Raw genomic sequence first — 23,646 nt, 5'->3', positions numbered from 1 at the left:
GTTGTAAGTTCCTAACAGGAACTTACTCGGCGGGCTAGCGTGGTGGCAACCGGAATCGAAGGAGTACGTCGTGCGGCGGAGCACCTTCTCGCCCGAGCCGGACTGTGCGATCGCGCAGTCCCTCGGCGTCATCGGCGACGGCTGGGAGCTGCTGGTCGTCCGGGATCTGGCGCGTGGGCTGGAGCGGTTCGACCAGCTCGCCGAATCGCTGCACATCTCGCGGAAGGTGCTGACCGAGCGGCTCAACGGTCTGCTCGAGAGCGGGATCGTCTCGCGGTCGGCGTACCAGGAGCGGCCGACTCGGTACGCCTACCGGCTCACCGAGCGCGGACGCGCGTTGCTGCCGGTGCTCGTCGCGCTGCAGGACTGGGGCGATCGATGGCTGCTCGGGGACGGGTCGCTGAGCGGGACCAATTCGGAGGACGAGCCACCGGCGCATCGCTTGCACGAGTTGGTGGGTCAGCGGGTGCCGTACGTCGCTCTGCCGTCGATCGCCGGTACGACGATTGACGTGGTGGACGCGGATGCGCGGGCGACCGTGCTGTTCGGGTACCCGGCGACCGGCCGTCCGACGCCGTTGCCGGACGGGTGGAACGAGATCGCCGGGGCCAGTGGATGCACGTTGGAGAACCGGCTGTTTGCGGGTCGGTACGACGACTTCGCGGCTCGCGGGATCGCCGTACGAGGGGTGAGTACGCAGCGAACTGACGAGCAGCAGGCGTTCGCGCGGGCGGAGGAGATTCCACACCTGCTGCTGTCGGACCTCGATCTGGAACTGGTGGCGGCGTTGCGGTTGCCGACGTTCCGGGCGGGCGGGTACGAGCGGTTGAAGCGGGTCGTTCTGGTGATCGGCAGCGATCGGGTCGTGCGGGCCGTGCGGTATCCGGTGGTCGATATCGCGGATGCCGTCGAGTGGGCGCTCACGACTGCTTGAAGAACGCCTTCACCTCTTCGACGATCCGCCGTACGGCCTCCGGCTTGCCGGTCGGGTTGACGCCGCCGGGGTCGCTCGACGAGCCGTGGTCGTAGCCGTCGAACTCGATGCGTCGGCAGTGCGGGAGGACCTTCTCCAGCGTCGCGCGGCCGGGCTTGAGGCCGGGCAGACCTTTCGTGCCGCCCAGGAGCAGCACGTCGGCGTTGACCGTGCGGAAGTTGTCGAAGGTGCCGCCGAGCTCGGCGACGATCGTGCCCTCGGCGTGGATCGTGGGGGCGAGCTGCCGCATGGTGATGGTGCCGGCAGGGGCCCGGCGCTCCTCCTTGGCCATCATCTTGTCGGTCATCTTGCGGAGCAGGCCGCGGGGGATGACCTTCAGGAACGGCGGGGCCATCTCGAAACCGAACATGCTGGTGACCATGCCGCCGGCGAGGTCGCCGCGGGCGATCTCCTGGTCGAAGCGGACGAGCCACTCGCGGTGCGGGGCGCCGTCAGCGACGATCGCGGGCTCGTAGAGTGCGATCTGCTTGAAGGGCAGGGTGCGGGCTGCTTCGAGGACGACCGCTCCCCCGGCGCTGACGCCGAACGCGCGGTCTGCGCCGGCCGCGGTCAGGACTGCCTCGAGGTCCTCGACCTCGGTGCGGACCGTGTGGTCGGGGCGCTGCGGTCCCGAGAGGCCGCGACCGCGTCGGTCCGGGAGGTAGACGGTGAAGTCGGACGCCAGCGCCTCCGCGAGGAGCGTGTGGCTGCGGGCAGACTCCATGCTGCCGTGCAGCACGACGACGGCGGGGCCTTGGCCGGTCCTGTAGTAGCCGATCTGGGTGCCGTCGCGGGAGGTCACGGTGCCTTGGGTGAGTTCTGCGGTCTTCATGGATCGATAGTTACATGCGACCTAGTTACATTGCAACTAGTTTCTTTGCCCCCTATGCTGGGGAGGTGACTTTTCGACGCTCACCGCTCGCACTCGCGATCCTCGGCCTGCTGGAGAACGGGCCGATGCATCCGTACGGGATCCAGCGGTTGATCAAGCAGTGGGGCAAGGACCAGGTCGTCAACGTCGGCCAGCGGACCAGCCTGTACCGGATGATCGTGCGGCTCGAGGAGGCCGGCCTGCTCACGGCCGGCGCGACCGAGCAGGACGAGCGTTATCCGGAGCGGACGGTCTATCACCTCACCGACGAGGGCCGGAAGATTTGCCGCGAATGGCTGGCGGACATCCTGACGACACCACGGAACGAGTTCCCCGAGTTCCCGGCGGGCTTGTCGTTCGTGATGCTGCTGAAACCGGAGACGGCCGGCGAGCTGCTGAGCCAGCGCCGCGAGACGCTGACGAAACGCATCGCCGAGCTACACCTGGAGCTCCGGTCGGAGGTGGACGGTCAGCCGATCCCCCGCTTCGCGCTTCTGGAGACGGAGTACCAGGTCGCCGTCGCGATCGCCGAGGCCAACTGGATCGACGGCGTCCTGCACGACCTCAGCACCGGCAAGCTCACGTGGTCCCCGGGCCCGGTGTGACACCCGCAAGCACGAACCCGAGCGCGGGTCAGGTCGGCGCCGCGGTTGAGGTTTGGTGGGGGCGGGTCGGGGAGGCCCGGGAGGAATTTGCCGGGGATTTGGACGGGGTAGAGCGGGAGCGGTTGGCGGCGTACGTGCGGGATGAGGACAAGGCGCGGTTTCTGCTCGGGGTGACAATCACGCGGCGGGTGCTCGGCGTGCGGTTTTCGTTGCCGCCGGCAAAGGTTTCGTTGGATCGGACGTGCTTCGAGTGCGGGAAGCCGCATGGGAAGGTGCGGGCCGACGGGGTGGAGTTGTCGGTGACGCACTCGGGAGAGCTCGTCGGGGTGGCGTTCTCGGATCAGCCCGTCGGGCTTGATGTGGAGAAGGTTGATCCGGGGATGGATGTCGACGGGGTGGCCCGGGTCGCGCTGAGCGCGGCGGAAGTACGCGAGCTGGAGCGGTACGACGGGATCGCGAAGGCGCGGGCCTTCACGACGTACTGGACGCGGAAGGAAGCTGCGTTGAAGGCGACCGGCGAAGGTCTGCGCGGAGAGTTGAGGGCGCCGCTTGCCGCGGGGATTCAGGTGCAGGAGCTGGAAGTCGGCGCGGACCACCGGGCGGCTCTGGCAGTGGTGAGTGCCGAGCCGCCGGTCGTGCGGGTCGAGAGCGCGACGGCGCTGCTCAGCTGACAGCCCTCGCCCGCGCGGTGTGGGCGTCGTGCGTCAGGTGCGGATCTGGCCTTCACCGGTGACGACGTACTTTGTGGAGGTCATCTCGGGGAGGCCCATGGGGCCGCGGGCGTGGAGTTTTTGGGTGGAGATGCCGATTTCGGCGCCGAAGCCGAACTCGCCGCCGTCGGTGAAGCGGGTGCTGGCATTGACGACGACCGCCGCGGAGTCGACCGCCTGGGTGAAGCGGCGGGCCGCGGACTGCGAGCGGGTGATGATCGCCTCGGTGTGGCCCGAGCTGTAGCGACGGATGTGCTGCACCGCGGCCTCGAGCGAGTCCACCACCGCGGCCGACAGATCGAGCGAGTTGTACTCCGTCCCGAAGTCCTCCTCGGTCGCCGCGACGACATCCTTGCCAGCAGCAACTACCGCCGGATCACCATGGACCGTCACGCCGGCCTCAGCCAGCGCCGGCAAAGCGCGCGCGAGGAACTCGTCAGCAACCGCGGAGTGCACCAGCAGCGACTCGGCTGCGTTGCAGACGCTCGGTCGTTGGGTCTTCGAGTTCATCAGGATCTTGAGGCCGAGCTCCAGATCGGCATCCGCGTCGATGTACACGTGGCAGTTCCCCACGCCTGTCTCGATCACCGGCACCGACGATTCGCCGACCACGGTCTGGATCAGCCCGGCACCACCGCGAGGGATCAGTACGTCGACCAGCCCGCGCGCCTGCATGAGCTCCTTCACGGCAGCCCGATCCGTCGCTACGCCCTGGATCACGTCCGCCGGCAACCCGGAGGCCGCCGCGGCATCCCGCAGTACGGCGATGATCGCGGTGTTGGACGATGCCGCGGACGACGAGCCGCGCAGCAGTACGGCGTTGCCGGACTTCAGGCAGATACCCGCGGCGTCGGCGGTCACGTTCGGCCGCGCCTCGTAGATGATGCCGACCACACCGAACGGCACCCGGACCTGGCGGAGCTCGAGGCCGTTCGGCAGCGTGTACCCGCGGACGACCTCGCCGACCGGATCGGTCAGCCCGGCAAGCTGTTCCAGCCCGGCCGCCATCCCGTCGACGCGCGCCGGGTTGAGCGCCAGCCGGTCGACCGTGGACTCCGGCGTACCCGCCTCCCGCGCCGCAGCGACGTCGACAGCGTTCGCCGCGACGATCGCGTCCGTGTTCTCGCGCAGCGCCGCCGCCATCGCGTGCAGCGCCGCATCCTTCGTCGCCCGGGAGGCGTCGGCCAAGGCATACGACGCCTCACGCGCCCGCCGCGCCAACTCGATGATCTCGCTCACCCGCTCATCGTAGTGCGCCCCACCGCGGCGTTTCTCCACCGTCTCAGCGGCCTCACCACGCAGCCCCAGCGGCCTCACCAGGCAGCGGCCGGCTTGGCGCAGGAGGGGCCAGCCGGGTTCGGCTTCACCGGCACGTGCCGCGACCAACCGCTCCTAGAGACGCTTCACGCTTGCAGACGACGGCTCCGACGTACCCCGCGAAGTCTTCGACTGGCACCCGGCGCGTGGTCGACGTGCACCCGGCCGTTCGGCCGAGCACCGTCCACCTGGTCGTGGACAGAGTCCTCCGCAGGACGGGTCTCCAGCTGCTGGCGGCGCTGACGGTCGCGGACCATCTTGAACAGGGTGCGAAGGGTGAGCAGTGCGACGATCCCTACCAACTGGCCGCCGAGGGCCACCTTCGTAACGTCGACCGCCGGTGACCAGGTGACTTCGTCGTTGCCGATCACGTAGACGCCGACCGGCCGGGCCGACAGTCCGATCCCTCCGCCCGAACCCTCGCCCTGGCGCCCGTTCAGGCTGTCGCCACGGCCGCCGCCCCCACCGCCCGTGAGGCGCGCGACCGGAAGCACAGTGAGGCCGTTGTGAGTCACGGGTTCGCCGAAGACCGTTCCGGATTTGACGCCGTCGACCACTCCCCGCAGTACGTCCAGCACGTCTTGCCGTGTCTCGTCAGGCTTTGCCATCCGTTCCACCTCGCTTCGTCGCGCACCAGCCTGACGAGCGCGCGGTACGGACGGAAGGGCCCGGAGTCCCGGCAGAACAGGACCTTCGGGCCACGACAACCGCGCCGACGTGGGCGAGGCTCGTGACGAGGAGGTGCGATCATGCTGAAGCAGACAACACGGCGCCGTCCCTCATCGGCCACGAGGCGCACCGGATACGCGGCCGCGATCGTGGTCAACGCGGCGATGCTCTACGCCATCCACTCGTGGCCGGGCTGGCAGCAGGTCCCATTTCTCACGGCCAGTACCACGCAGGTGCTCGGCTGGGTCACCGCCACCCTGATCGCGGGACTCGCCGGGAACCTGGTCTATCTATGGTCCGATCCGCCGTGGTTGAAGTCGCTCGGCGACCTGGTCATCACCGGCATCGGACTCGTGGCGATCATCCGGGTCTGGCAGGTGTTCCCGTTCGACTTCGGGACCGCGTCGTTCGACTGGGCGGTGCTGGTGCGGATCGCGCTGGCGGTCGGGTTCTTCGGATCGATCGCGGCCATGATCGTCCAGGTCGTCGTCCTGGTGGCAGACGGCGCCCGGGTACGTCACGCGGCCGGCACTCCTTAGAGCAACACCAGGTCGTCGCGGTGGACGACTTCGCGTTCGTACGCCGCGCCCAGTTCGCGGGCGAGGTCGCGGGTGGAGCGACCGAGGAGGTTGGGTAGTTCGGTGGCGTCGTAGTTGACCAGGCCGCGGGCGATGACCACGCCCGACGGCGAGATCAGGTCGACGGGGTCGCCGGCGGAGAAAGTGCCTTCTACTGCGGAGATCCCGGCCGGGAGGAGGGACGCGCGGCGTTGGGTGACAGCGCGGACGGCTCCTTCGTCCAAACGCAGCACGCCCTGGCCCGAGGTTGCGTGGGCCAGCCACAGCAGGCGGGTCTTACGGCGACGGCCGGTGGGGTGGAAGAGGGTGCCGACCCGGTCGCCGCGTAAGGCGTCGCCGACACGCGCGGCCGATGTCAGGATGACCGGAATCCCTGCCTCTGTGGCGATTGCGGCCGCCTCGACCTTCGTCTGCATGCCGCCGGTGCCGACACCGGACGACCCGGTCTTACCGATCGCGAGCGGCTCGAGGTCGGTCGCCCCGCGGATCTCGGTGACCATCGACGTACCGGGTTTGCGCGGATCCCCGTCGTACAGACCATCCACGTCGGAGAGCAACAGCAACAGATCCGCGTGCACGAGGTGACTGGTCAAGGCGGCGAGCCGGTCGTTGTCGCCGAAGCGGATCTCGGTGGTGGCGACGGTGTCGTTCTCGTTCACGATCGGTACGACGCCCAGCTCGAGCAGCCGCGCGAACGTACGGTACGCGTTGCGGTAGTGGCTGCGCCGCGTCACGTCGTCGACGGTCAGCAGCACCTGCCCGACCCGCAACCCGTGCGCCGCGAACGCGTCGCTGTAGCGGGCCATCAACAGGCCCTGCCCCACCGATGCCGCGGCCTGCTGCGTGGCCAGGTCACGCGGTCGCGATCGTAGGCCCATCGGGGCCAAGCCGGCGGCGATCGCGCCGGAGGAGACGAGCACGACCTCGGCCCCCTCCACCCGTCGCGCCGAGATGGCGTCGACGAGCAGCCGGAGCCGTTCGAGGTCGATCCTGCCGCGCTGGGTCAGCGATGAGGAGCCGACCTTCACGACGATTCGCGTGGCCGCAAGGACCTCCGCGCGAGCGTCCATCAGAAGTCCTGATCTGTGCTTTCTTCCGCCGCTTCGAGCTCCCGCGCTTCCTTGCGCGCCAGCTTCTCCGCCTTCACCGCTGCTCGTTTCGCCTCGGCCGGGGACAGGTCGACCTCGTCCTCGGCCCATTCCTGCGTGTAATCGGTCCGGACACCCTTGTTGGCGTGGTACTCGGTGTCCTTCGCCCGCCGCCGCTGCGCCGCCGGACGATCCTCCTCGAGGCGGTGGTCCTCACCGCGCCGGGCCAGGATCTCCGCGCCGGCCAGGACGTCCGGCGCGAAGTCGAACACGATCGCGTTCGGTCCGTCGCCGATCATCACCGCGTCGCCGGCGAGCGCGCCGAGCTTCAGCAGCTCGTCCTCGACGCCGAGCCGGTTCAGCCGGTCGGCCAGGTACCCGGTCGCCTCCGCGTTCGCGAAGTCGGTCTGCCGGACCCAGCGCTCGGGCTTGTCGCCCTGCACCAGCCAGCCGCCGTCGTCCGGCAGCTTCTTCACCTTGAACTCGGGCCCGCCCTGCACCTGCGGCCGGATCACGATCCGCGTGGTGTCGGGCTTCTCCGCTTCCGCACGACGCCGTACGACGATGTCGGCCATCGCGAACTTCAACGCCTCGAGACCTTCGTGCGAGGCGGTCGAGATCGGGAACACCCGCAGCCCGCGCTGCTCGAGCTCGGCCTGCACCATGTCGGCGATCTCGCGGGCGTCGGGTACGTCGATCTTGTTCAGGGCAACGAGTCGCGGCCGGTCCTCCAGCCCGCCGTGCGCCTGCAGCTCGGCCTCGATCGTGTCGAGGTCGCTGAGCGGGTCACGGCCCGGCTCGTACGTCGCGCAGTCGATGACGTGCACGAGCGCCGCGCACCGCTCCACGTGCCGCAGGAAGTCGTGCCCGAGCCCCCGGCCCTCGCTCGCACCCTCGATCAGGCCCGGTACGTCGGCAACCGTGAACGTGACGTCACCGGCGATGACGACGCCGAGGTTCGGGATCAGGGTGGTGAACGGGTAATCGGCGATCTTCGGCCGGGCCCGGCTGATCGCGGCTACCAGCGACGACTTGCCCGCACTCGGGAAGCCGACCAGGCCGACGTCGGCGACAACCTTCAGCTCGAGAACGAGCGTGCGCTCCTCGCCGTCCTCGCCCAGCAAGGCGAATCCGGGCGCCTTGCGCGAGCTGCTGGCCAGGGCCGCATTGCCCAGACCGCCCTTGCCGCCTTGAGCAGCAACGAATTCCGCGCCCGGCCCGACGAGGTCCGCGAGTACGACGCCGTCCGCCGTGCTGATGACCGTGCCGTCGGGGACCGGCAGTACGACGTCGCCGCCGTTGCTCCCGGCCTGGTGGTCACCCTTGCCCTGGGCACCGTTCGTGGCGGTGCGGTGGCTGGAGCGGTGGTAGTCGACGAGCGTGGTCACGTCGGGATCGACGCGCAGGATCACGCTGCCACCGTCACCGCCGTTGCCGCCGTCGGGACCGCCGAGGGGCTTGAACTTCTCCCGGTGCACCGAGGCGCAGCCGTTTCCGCCGCGGCCCGCGGCGACATTCACCGTCACCCGGTCGACGAAACTGGGGATTGCCATCGGTGTTCTCTACTTTCCTGTCGGGTCCAACCACATACACAGCAAAAGGGCGGGTCCGCGGTATTCCGCGACCCGCCCTTTGCAGAGCTTACTGAAACGTCCGGGTGGCGGTGTTACTCCGCCGGGGCCGGGACGATGTTGACGACGCGGCGACCGCGCCGCGTGCCGAACTCCACGTGGCCCTCGGCCAGCGCGAACAGCGTGTCGTCGCCGCCACGGCCGACCAGGTTGCCCGGGTGGAAGTGCGTGCCGCGCTGACGGACGATGATCTCGCCGGCGTTGACCAGCTGACCGCCGTACCGCTTCACGCCGAGCCGCTGCGCGTTGGAGTCGCGACCGTTACGGGTCGACGCTGCTCCCTTTTTGTGTGCCATCTCTTGATCAGCTCACTTCTTCTTCGCGTCGATCGCGGTGACCTTGACCTGGGTGTAGTGCTGACGGTGCCCCTGGCGCTTGCGGTAACCGGTCTTGTTCTTGTACTTCAGGATGGTGATCTTCGGGCCCTTGGAGCGGCCGAGAACCTCAGCCGAAACGGCCACCTTGGCCAGCGCCGCAGAGTCGGTCGTCACGGTGTCGCCATCGACGACGAGGACCGCCGGCAGGGACACGGTGTCGCCCACCTTGTCCGTCAGGCTGTCGATCTCGATGACATCGCCGACGGCGACCTTCTGCTGGGTGCCGCCACTGCGCACGATCGCGTACACCGTGGATCTCACTCTCTGCTGGTTCGGAAAACTTACGGGGGCCTGCACAGACCTGGCGGCCCACACAAACATGGCACGCGGAACGCGCGCCGACGCTCAAGTTTACGGGTCCCCTCACAGACGGGTCAAACTGGCTTCCCCGCCTGCTGAGGGACCCACGTCACATCGCGTCAGCTACCGGTGGTGACGAGTTCGGACGGGTCCACGCTCTCACCCTCGGTAGTGGTCTTGCTCCGGCTGCGGCTGCTGCGCCGCCGCCGGGTGCTCTTGGTGGCGCCGTTCTGCGCGGCGTCGGCCGGGTCGGCCGCCTCGCCCGCAGAGTCCGGCTCCGAGACGGTTTCCGGGGTCTCGGTGATCACGGTCGTCGCCTGAGCCGTGTCGGCCGGGAAGCCGGTCGCCTCCGGGCTGACGTGCTCGTCGGCGTCGGCGGAGATCGGGTAGCCGGTCGGTTCCGGCGTACCGTGCTCGTCGTCCTTCTTCACGGAGGCGGCGGCGATCTGCGCGAGCTTCTGGGCAGCGTCGGCGTTGTGCTGCGCGGCCTCGGCGGCCCTGGACTCACCGGTCTCAGTGGCCTCGTCGTCGCCACGGCCCTTGCCCCGGCGGCGGCGCGAGCTCTTCCGGCCGCCGTCGTCCGCCTGCGCGGACTTGCCGTGGTCCTGACCGTTGCCGTTGGCCTGACCGTTGCCGGCGTTGCCACCGTTGCCGCCGTTGCCACCGTTGCCACCGTTGCCGCCGTTGCCCTGGCCGTTGCGGCTGTCGCGGCGGCGGGACTCCTTCGGCTCGTCGTGCAGGATCAGGCCGCGGCCACCGCAGTGGTCGCAGTTCTCGCTGAACGCCTCGAGCAGGCCGGTGCCGATCCGCTTGCGGGTCATCTGGACCAGGCCGAGCGAGGTGACCTCGGCGACCTGGTGCTTGGTCCGGTCGCGGCCCAGGCACTCGACCAGCCGGCGCAGGACGAGATCGCGGTTCGACTCGAGCACCATGTCGATGAAGTCGATGACGATGATGCCGCCGATGTCGCGCAGCCGCAGCTGCCGGACGATCTCCTCGGCCGCCTCCAGGTTGTTCTTGGTGACGGTCTCCTCGAGGTTGCCCCCGGAGCCGGTGAACTTGCCGGTGTTGACGTCGACGACGGTCATCGCCTCGGTCCGGTCGATGATCAGCGAGCCGCCCGACGGCAGCCAGACCTTGCGGTCCAGCGCCTTCTTGATCTGCTCGTCGATCCGGTAGTTCGCGAAGACGTCGCCGTCCCCGCTCCACTTCTCGACCCGGTCGGCCAGGTGCGGCGCAACGCCGGCGACGTACTCGCGGACCTGCTCGTACGCGCGGTCACCGGAGATGACCAGCTTCGCGAAGTCCTCGGTGAACAGGTCCCGGACGACCCGGATCAGCAGGTCGGGCTCGCCGTACAGCAACTGCGGGGCCTGGCCGTTCTTGGACTTCTTGTCGATGTCCTCCCAGGCGGACTGCAGGCGGCTGACGTCGGCGGTCAGCTCCTCCTCCGACGCACCTTCCGCGGCGGTCCGGACGATCACGCCGGCCTCGTCGGGGACGATGTCCTTGAGGATCGCCTTCAGCCGGTTCCGCTCGGTGTCGGGCAGCTTGCGGCTGATACCGCCGTTGCCGCCGCGCGGGACGTACACGACGTACCGGCCGGGCAGGCTGATCTGGTTGGTGAGCCGGGCGCCCTTGTGGCCGATCGGGTCCTTGGTCACCTGGACCAGGACCGACTGGCCGGACTTCAGCACCTGCTCGATCTTGCGCGGACCGTTGGCGCCGCCAAGGGTCGCCCAGTCCACCTCACCGGCGTACAGCACCGCGTTGCGGCCCTTGCCGATATCGATGAACGCGGCCTCCATGCTCGGCAGCACGTTCTGCACGCGGCCGAGGTACACGTTGCCGATCAGCGACGTCTGCTCGGCGGTCGTCACGTAGTGCTCGACCAGGACGTTGTCCTCGGAGACCGCGATCTGGGTCAGGTCGTCGCGGGACCGGATGACCATGGTCCGCTCGACCGACTCGCGCCGGGCCAGGAACTCGGCCTCGGTGACGATCGGCGCGCGGCGGCGGCCGGCGGCGCGGCCTTCGCGGCGACGCTGCTTCTTCGCCTCCAGGCGGGTCGAGCCCTCGACCGCGGTGATCTCGTTCGCGGTGTTCTTGCTGCGCGGCTCCCGGACCCGTACGACGGTCTCGTCGGGGTCGTCCGGAGACGCGGCGCTGTCCTCGCCCTTGCGGCGACGGCGACGCCGGCGACGCCGGGACGAACTGCCCGCCTCGCCGTCCTCGTCGGAGTCGGCCGCACCGTCGTGGTCGTCGTCGGACGCGTCCGCGTCCTGGTCGGCGTCCTGGGTGTCGTGCTCGTCCTCGTCGTCGGACTGGTCGTCGGCGTTGTCGTCCGCGCCCTCACCGGACTTGCGACGACGGCGCCCGCCGCGGCGGCGACGGCGACGGCGGGTCCCCTCGCCGCCTTCCTCGCCGTCCTCGGACTGCGCGTCGGTGACGTCCGCGGACTCCTCGTCCTCGTCGTCCTCGGTCGTGTCGGTGGCTGTTGCGCCCGTCGCGCCTGAGGCGGTTGCGCCGGCGGTGTCGGCGGTCTTCCTGGTCCGGGTGCGGGACCGTCCGGTAGACCTGCCGGTGTCCTCGGCGGGGGTGTCGGTGATGGCGCTCGCCTGCGGCTGGGCGTCCGAGCTCTCGTCGGTGGCCTCGGCGTCGCGGGACTCGGTCTCGCGGGACTCGGCGTCGCGGTTACGGCGGCTGCGGCGACGGCGGGTGCCGGTCGGCTGCTCGTCGGTCCCGGGCTCCGGGGTCGCGTCGTCGGTCGCCTCGACCGCGGTCGGCTCGGGCTGCTGGGGTGCGGCCTGCTGCGGGCCACCGGTCGGCGCCTGGAACAGCACGGCCGCGGGGGCAGCCGCACGCCGACGCGTACGCCGGGCACCCGACTCCTCAACCGGAGCCTCGGAGGCGGCGTCGGTCGCGCTCACAGTCGTCGCGCCGGTGTCGGCGTGGCCGTCGGTGGCGCCGTCCGTGGTCGCGGAGGTGGTCTCGGCGGACTCGGCGGTCTTGTTTGTGCGGCGGCGGGACGTGCGCTTGCGGGCCGGCGCGTCGGTGGTCGTCGCGTCGGCGGTGGCGCCGGTCGAGGCGGCTCCGGTTGAGCCGGTCGGGGCGGCTGCGGCCGGCGTACCGAGCTCGGCGTCGGCTACTGGGCCGTCGGTGACCGGGGAGGCTGCGGACTGCAGGTCCGGGGCGGCGGCCTTCTTCGCGGTGCGCTTGCGGGTGGTCTTCTTCGCGGGGGCCGCAGCTGCGGTCTCCGGCGCGTCGTCGGGGACGAACTGCGGGAAGATGTCCTGCTCGGCGGTCTTCTTGGCGGCGCGGGCGGTCTTCTTGGCCGGAGCCTTCGCCGCGGCCTTCTTGGCCGTGGTCTTCTTCGCGGCGGCCTTCTTGGCTGCCGCCTTCTTGGCCGGCGCCGGCGCCGGATCGGCGGCCTGGCCGTCGGACTGGGTCGGGACCGCGGTCTCGGCGGTCTTCACCGTGCGCTTGCGCGTCGTGGTGGTCTTCTTCGCAGCCGGCGCCTTCTTCGCGCCTCGGCGGGCGGCGGCTGGCTGGGCGGTGGCAGCCGTGTCGGCTGCCTCGGTGGTCGGCTCGTTGTCGAGCATGTAGTGCGGGTCTCCTCAAGCCCTCCGGCGCATCCTGCGACCCCTGTCACGGGTCCGGCGCGGCCACAAGGCGGTCACGGTTCGCCGCGCACGGCCCGGAAATCCTCCCGGGGCCGCCGCGTGGCGGAAGCCTGCTGGATCCGCTCCGCCCGCGCTCAGGGCACAGAGGGAGCGGCGGCGTCGCCCTCCGCTGTGTGCGTCTGGTGGGGATCTGCCTGGCCGGTCGCGGTCGCCTGGTTGGCGTCGCGGTCACGAGCGAGCGGATCGTCCACCGTGCCGGTGTCCGTGGTGAGCGGGCCCTGGGCGAGCCTGGTCAAAAGAGCCGGGCCCGTCACCGGGAGCGTCGCTACCTCGAGCGCGCCGGCGAGAACGTCGTCGGGTCTCACGGCCGGGGTTCCGTGCCGTAACACCACTTGCAGTATCGCACACGTCTCAACCGACCCCGGTTCACTCGCGACGGTGAGTCGGAGAACGGCAGCCCGACAGTCGAACGAGCGAACCCCCCGTTTGGTCATGCGCTCGACCAGAATTTCCTCCCGCGCCAGGAAGGCCTCCACCGCGGCTCCGGCCGCCTCGGCATCCACCCCCGGTAACGCGATCCGCCACTCACTGGCCTCGAGTCGCTCGGCCAGCGAACCCGGCCCCGCGACCACCACCTCGAGTACGTCGAGACCCGGCGGCAGCGCCTCGTCGAGCGCGGCCCGGACCTCGTCGGCGTCCCGTTCGTGTGTGAGCGATATCTCCAGGTACTCCGCTTCGGACGCAGCGCCGGTCGGCGCGGCACCGGCGTACGAGATCTTCGGGTGCGGGCTGAAGCCGTGCGAGAAGGCTACCGGCAGGCCGGCCCGCCGGACGGCGCGCTCGAAGGCCCGCTGGAAGTCGCGGTGTGAGGTGAATCGCAGCCGTCCCCGCTTGGCGAACCTCACCCGGAGCTTCTGGACCGCGGGGAGCTGCTGCGAGGGCGGAGCTTGAACTGGTGGCACGCGGACAGTCTCTCAGTTCCATCACCCCGCGGCGTCCACGCCCCGTGCGACCTGCACCCACCGGCTCAGGGCTGGGTGGCGGACTTGCCGGTGAGGTAGAGGGCCCAGCCGAGGAGGCCGAAGGAGAGTAGGGCGAGGATCGTGCGGAGCAGGTTGAAGGCGACCCACTTCGACTCGTTGAAGGCGGCGCGGGCGGCTGCGACGTCGATGGTTGCCGGGTCCCCGGCGGCCTTCAGGGCGTCGTTCAGGGGGACGTTCACCGCCATCGTGACGATGATCGTGACCAGGTACAGCACGAACGCGACCGCGATCCACGGCAGCGCCTTCTCCTTCAGGCTGAGCAGTCCGGCGAGCACCGTGAACAGAGCCGCGCCCAGGAAACCCAGCCCGAGGAAGAGCGGGTTCACGATCGCCCGATCCACTGCGGTGAACGCCCCGACGAAGGTCTTGTCGTCGGTCTTGGCCAGACCGGGCATGAACGCGTTCGCGTAGATCGCATAGATTCCGGCCACCAGACCAGTTGTCATCGTGGCCGCCATCAGGGACGCCACCCGCAGTCCGTTCATCTCACTCCTTCTGTACGGCGGGAACTCCCCGCACTCAGAAAGTTATGAGAACCGCGCCGCCGGGGACATGTCGGCGAAACTCACCTCCATGTCTGGGTAACTCAGAGCTTCGCGCACTGCCCGGATCGCGGGCCCGACACCTTGTTCGGCGCCTCGAGATCGGTCGGTGCCGGCATGTTGCCGGAGCAGACCAGCGGGCCGTTGACGGTGTTTCCGGCCAGGGCCGGAGGTTGTGCGGTCGACCCGTTGGTGACGGAGACCGGTCCTTGGACCGTGCTTCCGACGATTACCACGCTCGCGGTGACGCGATCGGCGGTGACCGGGCCCGCGACGGTGGATCGCAGCAACTGCAGGTCCGCGGCCTGGTCGGCGCGAACGGGACCGTTGATGCGTGAATCCGTCGAGACCAGCGAGGCACCGGCCGTGACCAGGACCGGGCCGTTGACGGTTGCGTTGGTCAGACAGGTGACGCCGGAGCGGAGGTACAGCGGTCCGCTGTACGTGCCCGTGATCGTCGTGGTGCAGGCCGGCGCAGGATGCAGCAGCGTGACCGCGAACCGCCGCGGGCGAGCGATGTTGCCGGTGGCATCGATCGCGCGGTACTCGACCTGGTGGCGCCCGTATCCCGGCGGTACGTCGTCCCACGGCACGACCCGCGATACGCCGAGCTTGCCGTACACGAGCTGGTCGATCTCGGTGCCCTCGGCCGTGAACTTGAACGGCAGCGACGCATCCGTCGGCCAGCCGTAGTAGTTGTACCAACCGTCACCGTCGACGCGGAACTCCGGTACGACGTACCCCGGGCTGTCGTCCGTTGCCTTGAGCCCCATCGTGAATGCGTCGTTGTATACGTATTCAGGACCGGTCGGCTTCTGCACGGTGAGCAGCGGTTTCGACAGGGTCGGGGTCACGACGGCTTCGACGCCGTCGACGGTCCAGGTTCGTTGGTCGGCGCCGACCTGAGCGGTCAGCGTGTGCCGACCGGTGAGCTTGAGGGGTGCGAGCGCGAAGTCGCGGTCGTTGCCCGGGTTCGCGACCGCCTGCCCGTCGACCTTCCATGTGATCGGGGCGTCGGGCTGCGAGACCTCGGCGTACACAACCTCGTCGGCGCTGACCGGGTGCTCGGTGGAGGTGGAGCCGGTGAAGGTCGGCGAACCGGTCGAGGGAGGTGCGGTCAGGGTCGTGTCGACGGTCCACGAGCGAGTAGCGGTCGGACGTACGGCGGGGTCGCGGATGAAGGTGGTCGGGTCGACGATCGTCGCGGTCAGGGTGTGCTTGCCGGCGGTCAGCTGCAGCGTGGAGAGGTCGACAGAGCGGGCGTTCGCGGTCGGCAGCGTCGTACCGTCGACAGTCCAGGAGACCGTCAGCTCGTGATCGACCGGATGCAGCGTTTGCAGCCAGACGACCCGGTCTGCGGCGACCGGACCGGCCGGCGTGCTGTCTTGGAACAGGTTCGCCTTGGCCGAGAGCCGTTGGGTCATCCGCTCGCGCGACACCTGGTCGAAGTAGTACCCGAGCGCCTTCATCATCGAGTGCGCACTCGGCCGCCAGACGCCTGACCCGGCGTACATCCCGCCCTCGTAGCGGCCGATCGTGCCGCCGGATTCCGACGGCTCCCCCAGCCAGCGGTACCACTTCGCGTGCTGGTCGAGCATCTGCTGCTCGGTCAGCAACGTGTGGTGGATCGAGGACGGCTCGGGACCGACGAACGGCGCACCGCGCTCGCCGCGGGCGTAGTAGTCGTACTCGTCCTGCAGCCCGCCGAGCGAATGGCCGAGCTCGTGCGGCGTGATCAGGGCCGAGAGCGCGTTGCCGCCGGACGCGGTCGCGTACGTCCCGCCCGCACCGCCGTACGTGTCACTGTTGCCGATAGCAAGGATCTGCCGGTTGGAAGCGGTGGTGCCCGGGACCAGATCGGCGTACTGCGTTGCCGCGGCCGAGCTGACGGTCAGCAGACGCTGGACGCTGCCCGGGTTGCAGCCGCCCCAGAACCCCATCTGCAGCGGGGTGTCGCGCTGCGGCGAGGTCAGGCCGGGGTCGCAGTCGACGCCGGATTCCGGGGAGGCGATCTCGACGGCGTACACGTTGACGTAGTTCCGGTACGACTTGAACGGCTCGATGCTCCACAGGATGTTCAGGTGCTTGTCGAGCTGCTCGCGGAACTTGGGCAGCTCGGCCGCGGTGTAGCCGTCGCCCATCACCACCAGGTTGAACCGCGACGCCGCCGGGCCGGTCACCTGTATCGGTACGACGGTCGCCACCGGGGCGGCCGCTACGGCCGGGAGGGAGACCAGTACGCCGGCGAGCAGCGCGAGTACCGCGGTCAGGAGCTTCGTACGCATGGTTCTCCCCCACCTGGGCGACGGTGTCGTCAGCAGCTTACGAACGTCCGGCGCCGGATGTGAGGAGTTCCCGCGTGGCGACGTACGGGCCATTCGGGTCGCGGTGCGGCATCATGAGTGGTCGGGGAACGTGAGGAAAGGATTTCGATGACGGAACCGGCACAGTCGCCGCGGCGGGAGCCGGACCCTGCGGTCGTGGAGGCCGGCGACGGCGACGGCAAGGGCATCTACTGGGTGCTGAAGAACGTCCTGGTCGGTCCGCCGGTGAAGCGCATCTTCCGGCCGAACGTGGTCGGCGCCGAGAACATCCCGGAGCAGGGCGCGGCGATCATCGCCAGCAACCACCTCTCGTACTCCGACTGGATCTTCATGCCGCTGTCACTGCGGCGCCGGGTCACGTTCGTCGCGAAGTCCGACTACTTCACCGGGGCCGGCATCAAGGGCCGGTTCCAGCGCGGGTTCTTCAAGGGCACCGGCCAGGTGCCGATCGACCGCTCCGGCGGGTCGGCGTCCGAGGGCGCGATGCGGGCCGGGATGAAGGTCCTCGAGCGCGGCGAGCTGTTCGGGATCTACCCCGAGGGCACGCGCTCGCACGACGGCCGGCTGTACAAGGGGCGGACCGGCGTGGCCCGGCTCGCGCTGGAGGCCAAGGTGCCGGTGATCCCGTGCGGCGTGATCGGGACCGACGTGGTGGCTCCGCCGGGGAAGGTCGTCGCGTCGTTCGCGTCGCCGACGGTGAAGTTCGGCGAGCCGCTGGACTTCTCGCGGTACGAAGGGATGGAGAGCGACCGGCTCATCCTGCGCGCCGTGACCGACGAGATCATGTACAAGATCATGGAGCTGTCGGGCCAGGAGTACATCGACATGTACGCCACCAAGGCCAAGGCCCTGGAGGGCCGCGCGGTCACCGGAGCGCCGGAGAAGGTCCGCAAGACGGACACCTGATCCGGTGGGTGAGATGCGGTGGGTCTAGGCTGGTAGATCGTGGACGGACCGATCGCTTATCAGGGTGAGCCAGGCGCGAATTCGGCGATGGCGTGCACCGAGATGTTTCCGGACCGCGAGCAGCTGCCGTGTACGACGTTCGAGGACGCGCTCGAGGCCGTCAGCAGCGGGCGCGCCGGGCTGGCGATGATCCCGGTGGACAACTCGATCGCCGGCCGGGTCGCGGACATCCACCACCTGCTGCCGGAGTCCGGGCTGCACATCGTCGGCGAGTACTTCCTGCCGATCCACTTCCAGCTGCTCGGCACGCCCGGTACGACGCTGGACCAGATCCGGACCGTTCGCAGTCACGTGCACGCGCTCGGGCAGTGCCGCAAGATCATCCGCGAGCACGGTTGGTCGACCGTTGTCGCCGACGACACCGCGGGCGCGGCGCGTGAGGTCGCGGAGCTGGGTGATCCGAGCGTTGCCTCGCTGTCGCCAAGAGCGGCCGCCGAGCTGTACGACCTGGAGACGCTGGCGTCGGACGTCGAGGACGAGCACCACAACACGACCCGCTTCCTGGTCCTCTCCCGCGAGCCCGAGGTGCCGCCGGTCGGCTCGGGTCCGGTCATCACCAGCTTCGTGTACCGCGTCCGCAACGTGTCGGCCGCGCTCTACAAGGCCCTGGGCGGCTTCGCCACGAACAGCGTCAACATGACCAAGCTGGAGTCGTACCAACTCGGCGGCATGTTCTTCGCCACCCAGTTCTACGCCGACATCGAAGGCCACCCCGAGGAGCCCAACGTCGCGCTGGCGCTGGAGGAACTGGCCTTCTTCTCGGTCGAGGTACGCATTCTCGGCGTCTACCCGTCCCACCCCTTCCGCACCCAGATCGCCGAACCGGCAGCCAACCGCGCCCTCCGCCCACACCACTAGCCGTCACCCCCTCCCGCGGGGATGCCCCGGCCCCGGCGCCCGGCCTCGCCCTCGTCCGCACGAGATGGGTTCACCCACCCTGTGGTGGGTTCCCCACCGTGACTCCGGGCCGGGAACCCACCACGGGATGGGTGAACCCATCTCGTGGGCACCGGGGGCGGTTAGGGTGCGCGGATGGAGATCGTGGGGGTTGATGGGCGGGATGTCGAGACTTTTCGGCGGTTCTATGACGTGAAGTTCGCGGTTCGCCGGGAGGAGCTGGAGTTTCCCGTCGGGTTGGGGGGTGGAGGAGGCTCGGGTTCTGATGGCGGGGACGCATGCCGACGTACGGGCCGAGGGGCTCGGGGTGGTCGACGGGGATGCCTGGCTGGGGGTGGCTTGGCTGGACTGGTGGCTGGTGGGGAACACCGACACGGTGGACGTGGAGCTGGCGGTGGCGCCGGAGTACCGGCGGCGTGGGGTTGCGACCAGGTTGCTGGATGCCGCTGTCGAGCGGGTGCGGGCCGAGGGGCGGCGGATTGTCTCGGGGACCAACGTGGCCGGGGATCCGGTGACGGGTGAGAGTGCGGGGACGGCGTTCGCCCGGGCACGAGGGTTCGAGAAGAAGCATGCGGAGTTGCATCAGGTGGCGGAGCTGCCGATCGACGTGGCGGCGTTGGAGCGGCCGGTCGCCGGGTACGAGCTGGTGCAGTGGCGTGAGTATGTGCCCGACGAGTGGCTCGAGCAGTTCGTCGAGTTGCTGAGCGGGATGAGTGCGGACGTGCCGACCGGCGACCGGACGGACGAGCCGGTGCGGTGGACGGCGGAGCTCGTGCGCGACGCCGAGGCCCGGCGGGTGGCTCAGGGACGATTCACGTTCACCACGGCGGCCGTGCACACCGCGTCCGGCGAGCTCGCGGCGTACACGCAGATGGGCGGTACGCCGGAGACCCCGGAGCGCCTCAACCAGTACGACACCTACGTACGCCGTACGCACCGCGGCCACGGGCTCGGTATCGCCGTGAAGGCCCCGAACCTGCGAGCGGTCCAGTCCGGTCCCGCCGTACTGCACACCTGGAACGCGCCGGAGAACGCCCCGATGATCGCGGTCAACGCCAAACTCGGCTTCCGCCCGGTCGCGCAACGCACAATCTGGGAGCGCAAGCTCTAACGCTGCTCCGGGCGGTGGGTCAGGTGCCAGATTCCGCCGATTGCCAGGGCGGCGAGGACTATCGCGGACAGTTCGTCGCGGAGTTCGCGGCGTACTTCGGTGTTGTCGCCTGCGCAGTCGGCGAGGTGGTGGAGGACCTGGGCGCGACCGGTGTTCGGGTGTCCCCCGGTGCAGACCACGACCTCGGTGCCGATGGCATAGATCTGGCCGCGGTGCACGATCATGTCGGGCAGCACCCAGGCGAGCAGGACGGCGACGGCGGCAAGCGTCAGCGTCAGCCAGGCGACGACCTGCCGGCTCATCGCGACACCCGGTGGCGACGGACCCGCCACACGACGATCGCGATCACGACGACACCCGCCACGGCCAGCGCGGCGACGCGGCCGAACGTCTTCTCGACGCGGGCGTACGAGTTGCCGGCCAAGTACCCGACCAGCACCACCGCGGTCCCCCACACGATCCCACCGGCCGCGTTGAACGCGAGGAACTTCAGGTACCGCATCCCCGACATGCCGGCCAGCGCCGGCATCGTGGCCCGGAAGAACGCGACGAACCGCCCGAGGAACACCGCCGTACCGCCACGCTCGGCCAGCATCCGCCGCGCCGACTCGAGCCGGTCCGTGCTCCGGGTCAGAAAACGACTCGCCAGCAGCCGTGGACCGAAGTACCGCCCGACCTCGTACCCCACCGTGTCCCCGAGAATCGCGGCCCCGATCACCACCACCAGCATCAGCGCCAACGAGGTATGCCCGAGCGCAGCGGTCACACCGCCGAGAATCCCCGCCGTTTCCCCAGGCAGCACGAACCCGACGAACAACGCGTCCTCGGCGAACACGAGCAACCCGACCATCCCGTACACGACCACGCCGTGCAGGCCGAGCAGCCAGTCCGTCAGCCCTTTCATGCCGGCAACCGCGTCCTCTAGTCGAAGGTCCAGGTTGGATGGTTCGTGGTGAGTATCTCGCGGTGGCCGGCCCAGTTCGTCGGCGGTAGGGCGGCGACGTCGAGCAGCGTCGGCCGGCCGGAGCGTAATTCGTAGCCCCAGGTGAAGGCAGCGATCGGTACGACGTGCCGCGAGCGGATCACGTCGGGTACGACGACCAGGAACGTGTCGGCGCGCCAGGTCCCGTCGGGATGATCGGGGTTCGCGGGCGCGTCGAAGAACGTCGGCAGGTAGCCGTACGCGTAGAACGGATCGGTCGCGTCGAGGTTCGGCGCGAGATCGACCGACACCTCGGAGTCGCGCGAGACGATCTGGATCCAGCCCATGATCGCGTTGATCCCGTGCCCGTGGTACCGGATCGACGCCGTGCAGATCGGGAAGCCGCGGAACGCCTCGGCGTTCAGACCGGGCACGACGAGTTGGTGCCCCGAGGCCCACGGATCGTCGTTCGGCACCACGCGGACCGAGATCAACCCACGATGCGCACGCACCTCGAACGGGACCGATTTCTCACGCTGCATGGGTCAATCCTGCACTGTAGACAAATCGAGGCCGGACAGATCCGAAAGTCTTGCCACGAAGGGTTGTGTGCACGCGGTGAACGGAGCAAGGTGAATCGCAGAACAGTGACTTGGGGGCCGACTGTTCGGTGGGGGAAGGCGGTAGGGACCGTCTTCGGTCGAGGGGTGCGCTGGGGGTGAATCTTCTCGGTTCGACGCCTGTACGTCGACCTGCCCGTGCGCCCCCGCCGGAAGGGGGAGAGATGCCGAGAAAGGCCAACGGGCGAGCGGACAAGCACCGGGACGACCACCGGATGCCGGGTGAGGCCCCGGCGACCGAGCCGAACGGGCATGCCGCGAACGGACAGCCCGCGGCGGACGGCATGCCGATGTCTGGGGCACCGGCCACGAGCAGTACGACGATGAGCGGCGGCGGATCGCCGGCGGCAGACATGGGCGGCGGCGGATCACCGGCTGCCGACATGGGTCCCGGCGGAACTCCCGCGGCGGAGATGAATGCCGGCGGATCACCTGCCGGCGCGGGGATGACGGGCGGCGGGCAGGCCAGTGGTGCCGGTATGAGCGGCGCGGACGGGCGGACTGAGCTCCCGAACCGCAGACAGTGCGGTGTGATGGACGTCCACCGCAGGCTCCTGTCGACCAGCCCGGCGTACGCCGCGGCGCGGTCGGCGCTGGAGACCGCGACGATGGACTACGTCTCCCGCCAGGAACGTTTCACCGGGATCGCCCGCATCCCCTGTGTCGTCCACGTCGTCTGGAACACCAACGCGCAGAACATCTCGCAGGCGCAGATCGACAGCCAGATCGACGTCCTGAACCGCGACTACCGCGCCACCAACCCGGACACCAGCATCGTCCCGAGTGTGTTCAGCGGCCTGATCGCGGACACCCGGATCGAGTTCCTCCTGGCGACCGAGGACCCGAACGGGAACCCGACGACCGGTGTCACCCGGACCCAGACCAGTACGGCGAGCTTCGGCACCGACGACAAGGTGAAGTCGTCGGCGACCGGCGGCATCGACCCGTGGGACCCCGCGAACTACCTGAACATCTGGGTCTGCCAGCTCGGCGGCGGCCTGCTCGGGTACGCGCAGTTCCCGGGCGGTCCGGCGAACACCGACGGTGTGGTCATCCTGCACAGCGGGTTCGGCACCAACGGTACGGCGGCGGCGCCGTTCGACCTCGGCCGGACGACGACGCACGAGGTCGGGCACTACCTGAACCTGTTCCACATCTGGGGCGACGACGGCAGCGGTTGCAGCGGTACCGACGAGTGCGCCGACACCCCGAACGCGGCCGGCCCGAACTTCGGCGTACCGACGTTCCCACATGTCACCTGCAGCAACGGGCCGAACGGCGACCTGTTCTACGACTACATGGACTACACCGACGACCGCGGCATGGTCATGTTCACCACCGACCAGGTGGCGCGGATGCAGGCGACGCTGGACACGGTCCGCAAGGACCTGCCGGTCTTCGGCACCGCCGGTACGCCGGAACCGGCCGGCTCGATCGTGTCGTGGGGCGCGAACCGGCTGGACGCGTTCGTGCTCGGCACCGACCTGGCGATGTATCACAAGTGGTGGAACGGATCGGCCTGGGGACCGTCCGTCGGCGGTTACGAGTACATGGGTGGTATCTGTATGAGCGCTCCTGAAGTCGCGTCCTGGGGCCCGAACCGGCTGGACGCGTTCGTCCTCGGCACCGACCACGCGCTGTACCACAAGTGGTGGGACGGCTCGAACTGGGGACCGTCCGTCACCGGGTACGAGTACCTCGGCGGCGTCTGCATGAGTCCGCCGCGGCTCGCGACCTGGGGTCCCGACCGGCTGGACGCCTTCGTCCTCGGCACCGACCGGGCGCTCTACCACAAGTGGTGGGACGGCTCGTCCTGGAACGGGTACGAGTACCTCGGCGGGGTCTGTATGAGCCCGCCAGAAGTAGTTGCCTGGGGCCCCGATCGGCTGGACGTGTTCGTGCTCGGGACCGACAACGCGGTCTACCACAAGTGGTGGGACGGCTCGTCCTGGAACGGGTACGAGTACCTCGGCGGCGTCTGCGCCTCACCGCCGCGTGTGGTGGCCTGGGGTGAGAACCGGCTGGACCTGTTCGTCATCGGCACCGACTCCGCGCTGTACCACAAGTGGTGGGACGGGTCGTCGTGGAGCGGGTACGAGTACATGGGCGGCGTGTGTACGACGGCGCCGACCGTGGTCTCGTGGGGCTCCGACCGCCTCGACGTCTTCCTGCTCGGAACCGACTCCGCTCTGTACCACAAGTGGTGGGACGGATCCTCCTGGGGACCGAGCGTCACGGGCTACGAGTACATGGGCGGGATTTGCACCGACGAGCCGCGCGTGGTCTCGTGGGACACCAACCGGCTGGACGTGTTCGTCACCGGCACCGACAAGCAGCTCTACCACAAGTGGTGGGACGGCTCGAGCTGGGGACCGTCGGTCACCGGCTACGAAGGGCTCGGCGGCGTGATCAGCGACTTCAGGCTGACCGTCCCCGACTCCCCCGCCTCGATCGGACAGGCGGTGCAGATCTGACCACC

The 23,646-nt window shown here is 69.4% G+C and carries 22 protein-coding genes; 8 read left to right on the top strand and 14 right to left on the bottom strand.

The genetic code is table 11. The features are described from left to right. Positions 1 to 70 precede the first annotated feature (70 nt). Positions 71 to 934 (top strand): winged helix-turn-helix transcriptional regulator, encoded by an 864-nt coding sequence (locus ABT313_RS09155; protein ID WP_350850383.1) that lies wholly within the window; start codon positions 71 to 73, stop codon positions 932 to 934. Here ABT313_RS09155 and ABT313_RS09150 read toward each other — a convergent pair. After that, positions 921 to 1,805, bottom strand: coding sequence for an alpha/beta hydrolase (locus ABT313_RS09150; RefSeq protein ID WP_350850381.1), 885 nt, complete (start codon positions 1,803 to 1,805; stop codon positions 921 to 923). The genes ABT313_RS09155 and ABT313_RS09150 overlap by 14 nt on opposite strands. Before the next feature lie 65 nt (positions 1,806 to 1,870). Between ABT313_RS09150 and ABT313_RS09145 the strand changes: the two genes are divergently transcribed. Further along, entirely contained in the window at positions 1,871 to 2,449 is a 579-nt protein-coding gene (locus ABT313_RS09145) for a PadR family transcriptional regulator (protein WP_350850379.1), read from the top strand. Positions 2,450 to 2,547: 98 nt separating this feature from the next. After that, complete coding sequence (locus tag ABT313_RS09140) at positions 2,548 to 3,120, top strand: 4'-phosphopantetheinyl transferase family protein (protein ID WP_350850377.1); 573 nt, start codon at positions 2,548 to 2,550, stop codon at positions 3,118 to 3,120. 33 nt (positions 3,121 to 3,153) lie between these two features. Here ABT313_RS09140 and ABT313_RS09135 read toward each other — a convergent pair whose 3' ends face one another. Together ABT313_RS09135 and ABT313_RS09130 are read right to left on the bottom strand one after the other, a co-directional pair. Then, positions 3,154 to 4,398 (bottom strand): glutamate-5-semialdehyde dehydrogenase, encoded by a 1,245-nt coding sequence (locus ABT313_RS09135; RefSeq protein ID WP_350850375.1) that lies wholly within the window; start codon positions 4,396 to 4,398, stop codon positions 3,154 to 3,156. A gap of 164 nt (positions 4,399 to 4,562) precedes the next feature. Continuing rightward, positions 4,563 to 5,084, bottom strand: a complete 522-nt coding sequence (locus tag ABT313_RS09130; protein WP_350850373.1) for a spore germination protein GerW family protein — start codon at positions 5,082 to 5,084, stop codon at positions 4,563 to 4,565. 141 nt (positions 5,085 to 5,225) lie between these two features. Between ABT313_RS09130 and ABT313_RS09125 the strand changes: the two genes are divergently transcribed. Beyond that, positions 5,226 to 5,684, top strand: coding sequence for a hypothetical protein (locus ABT313_RS09125; protein ID WP_350850372.1), 459 nt, complete (start codon positions 5,226 to 5,228; stop codon positions 5,682 to 5,684). On the opposite strand, the gene proB is transcribed toward ABT313_RS09125, so the two are convergent. From proB to ABT313_RS09085, 8 genes are all read right to left on the bottom strand, one after another. Beyond that, the gene (gene proB / locus ABT313_RS09120) at positions 5,681 to 6,793 is read right to left on the bottom strand and encodes a glutamate 5-kinase (RefSeq protein WP_350850370.1); all 1,113 of its coding nucleotides are present in this window, start codon (positions 6,791 to 6,793) and stop codon (positions 5,681 to 5,683) included. The two genes, ABT313_RS09125 and proB, sit on opposite strands and share 4 nt — an antisense overlap. Then, positions 6,793 to 8,364 (bottom strand): GTPase ObgE, encoded by a 1,572-nt coding sequence (obgE, locus tag ABT313_RS09115; RefSeq protein ID WP_350850368.1) that lies wholly within the window; start codon positions 8,362 to 8,364, stop codon positions 6,793 to 6,795. The genes proB and obgE overlap by 1 nt, the downstream gene beginning before the upstream one ends. Before the next feature lie 113 nt (positions 8,365 to 8,477). Beyond that, positions 8,478 to 8,738, bottom strand: coding sequence for a 50S ribosomal protein L27 (gene rpmA / locus ABT313_RS09110; RefSeq protein WP_130381076.1), 261 nt, complete (start codon positions 8,736 to 8,738; stop codon positions 8,478 to 8,480). A gap of 12 nt (positions 8,739 to 8,750) precedes the next feature. Then, positions 8,751 to 9,068, bottom strand: coding sequence for a 50S ribosomal protein L21 (gene rplU / locus ABT313_RS09105; RefSeq protein WP_350852094.1), 318 nt, complete (start codon positions 9,066 to 9,068; stop codon positions 8,751 to 8,753). A 170-nt stretch (positions 9,069 to 9,238) separates the two neighbouring features. After that, positions 9,239 to 12,721, bottom strand: a complete 3,483-nt coding sequence (locus ABT313_RS09100; protein ID WP_350850366.1) for an Rne/Rng family ribonuclease — start codon at positions 12,719 to 12,721, stop codon at positions 9,239 to 9,241. Positions 12,722 to 12,876: 155 nt separating this feature from the next. Further along, positions 12,877 to 13,704, bottom strand: a complete 828-nt coding sequence (locus tag ABT313_RS09095; RefSeq protein ID WP_350850364.1) for a TIGR03936 family radical SAM-associated protein — start codon at positions 13,702 to 13,704, stop codon at positions 12,877 to 12,879. A 65-nt stretch (positions 13,705 to 13,769) separates the two neighbouring features. After that, positions 13,770 to 14,270, bottom strand: coding sequence for an anthrone oxygenase family protein (locus ABT313_RS09090; protein WP_350850362.1), 501 nt, complete (start codon positions 14,268 to 14,270; stop codon positions 13,770 to 13,772). Positions 14,271 to 14,371: 101 nt separating this feature from the next. Beyond that, positions 14,372 to 16,612, bottom strand: coding sequence for a M64 family metallopeptidase (locus tag ABT313_RS09085; protein ID WP_350850360.1), 2,241 nt, complete (start codon positions 16,610 to 16,612; stop codon positions 14,372 to 14,374). A gap of 147 nt (positions 16,613 to 16,759) precedes the next feature. Between ABT313_RS09085 and ABT313_RS09080 the strand changes: the two genes are divergently transcribed. The 3 genes from ABT313_RS09080 to ABT313_RS09070 all read left to right on the top strand — a co-directional run bounded on the left by ABT313_RS09080 (position 16,760) and on the right by ABT313_RS09070 (position 19,625). Then, complete coding sequence (locus ABT313_RS09080) at positions 16,760 to 17,557, top strand: lysophospholipid acyltransferase family protein (RefSeq protein ID WP_350850359.1); 798 nt, start codon at positions 16,760 to 16,762, stop codon at positions 17,555 to 17,557. Between the two features lie 39 nt (positions 17,558 to 17,596). Further along, the gene (locus tag ABT313_RS09075) at positions 17,597 to 18,475 is read left to right on the top strand and encodes a prephenate dehydratase (RefSeq protein ID WP_350850357.1); all 879 of its coding nucleotides are present in this window, start codon (positions 17,597 to 17,599) and stop codon (positions 18,473 to 18,475) included. 304 nt (positions 18,476 to 18,779) lie between these two features. After that, positions 18,780 to 19,625, top strand: a complete 846-nt coding sequence (locus tag ABT313_RS09070; protein ID WP_350850355.1) for a GNAT family N-acetyltransferase — start codon at positions 18,780 to 18,782, stop codon at positions 19,623 to 19,625. On the opposite strand, the gene ABT313_RS09065 is transcribed toward ABT313_RS09070, so the two are convergent. Genes ABT313_RS09065 through ABT313_RS09055 form a run of 3 tightly spaced genes read right to left on the bottom strand, consistent with a single transcriptional unit; the run spans position 19,622 to position 21,089 of the window. Further along, positions 19,622 to 19,927, bottom strand: coding sequence for a hypothetical protein (locus tag ABT313_RS09065; protein ID WP_350850354.1), 306 nt, complete (start codon positions 19,925 to 19,927; stop codon positions 19,622 to 19,624). The genes ABT313_RS09070 and ABT313_RS09065 overlap by 4 nt on opposite strands. Further along, positions 19,924 to 20,529, bottom strand: coding sequence for a DedA family protein (locus tag ABT313_RS09060; RefSeq protein ID WP_350850352.1), 606 nt, complete (start codon positions 20,527 to 20,529; stop codon positions 19,924 to 19,926). The genes ABT313_RS09065 and ABT313_RS09060 overlap by 4 nt, the downstream gene beginning before the upstream one ends. Before the next feature lie 17 nt (positions 20,530 to 20,546). Then, positions 20,547 to 21,089 (bottom strand): hypothetical protein, encoded by a 543-nt coding sequence (locus ABT313_RS09055; RefSeq protein ID WP_350850350.1) that lies wholly within the window; start codon positions 21,087 to 21,089, stop codon positions 20,547 to 20,549. Positions 21,090 to 21,331: 242 nt separating this feature from the next. On the opposite strand from ABT313_RS09055, the gene ABT313_RS09050 reads away from it, so the two are divergent. Continuing rightward, positions 21,332 to 23,641, top strand: a complete 2,310-nt coding sequence (locus ABT313_RS09050; protein ID WP_350850348.1) for a DUF8189 domain-containing protein — start codon at positions 21,332 to 21,334, stop codon at positions 23,639 to 23,641. Positions 23,642 to 23,646: the final 5 nt, after the last annotated feature.

The sequence above is a fragment of the Kribbella sp. NPDC000426 genome (assembly GCF_040300265.1).
Taxonomy (GTDB): domain Bacteria; phylum Actinomycetota; class Actinomycetes; order Propionibacteriales; family Kribbellaceae; genus Kribbella.
This window is presented reverse-complemented; position numbering and strand designations above follow the sequence as displayed.

Coding starts and splice junctions, on each gene's coding strand:
- ABT313_RS09150 (WP_350850381.1), bottom strand. CDS start 1,805: ATGAAGACCGCAGAACTCACCCAAGGCACCGTGACCTCCCGCGACGGC.
- ABT313_RS09130 (WP_350850373.1), bottom strand. CDS start 5,084: ATGGCAAAGCCTGACGAGACACGGCAAGACGTGCTGGACGTACTGCGG.
- ABT313_RS09125 (WP_350850372.1), top strand. CDS start 5,226: ATGCTGAAGCAGACAACACGGCGCCGTCCCTCATCGGCCACGAGGCGC.
- proB (WP_350850370.1), bottom strand. CDS start 6,793: ATGGACGCTCGCGCGGAGGTCCTTGCGGCCACGCGAATCGTCGTGAAG.
- obgE (WP_350850368.1), bottom strand. CDS start 8,364: ATGGCAATCCCCAGTTTCGTCGACCGGGTGACGGTGAATGTCGCCGCG.
- rpmA (WP_130381076.1), bottom strand. CDS start 8,738: ATGGCACACAAAAAGGGAGCAGCGTCGACCCGTAACGGTCGCGACTCC.
- ABT313_RS09100 (WP_350850366.1), bottom strand. CDS start 12,721: ATGCTCGACAACGAGCCGACCACCGAGGCAGCCGACACGGCTGCCACC.
- ABT313_RS09090 (WP_350850362.1), bottom strand. CDS start 14,270: ATGAACGGACTGCGGGTGGCGTCCCTGATGGCGGCCACGATGACAACT.
- ABT313_RS09085 (WP_350850360.1), bottom strand. CDS start 16,612: ATGCGTACGAAGCTCCTGACCGCGGTACTCGCGCTGCTCGCCGGCGTA.
- ABT313_RS09080 (WP_350850359.1), top strand. CDS start 16,760: ATGACGGAACCGGCACAGTCGCCGCGGCGGGAGCCGGACCCTGCGGTC.
- ABT313_RS09070 (WP_350850355.1), top strand. CDS start 18,780: ATGGCGGGGACGCATGCCGACGTACGGGCCGAGGGGCTCGGGGTGGTC.
- ABT313_RS09065 (WP_350850354.1), bottom strand. CDS start 19,927: ATGAGCCGGCAGGTCGTCGCCTGGCTGACGCTGACGCTTGCCGCCGTC.
- ABT313_RS09060 (WP_350850352.1), bottom strand. CDS start 20,529: ATGAAAGGGCTGACGGACTGGCTGCTCGGCCTGCACGGCGTGGTCGTG.
- ABT313_RS09055 (WP_350850350.1), bottom strand. CDS start 21,089: ATGCAGCGTGAGAAATCGGTCCCGTTCGAGGTGCGTGCGCATCGTGGG.
- ABT313_RS09050 (WP_350850348.1), top strand. CDS start 21,332: ATGCCGAGAAAGGCCAACGGGCGAGCGGACAAGCACCGGGACGACCAC.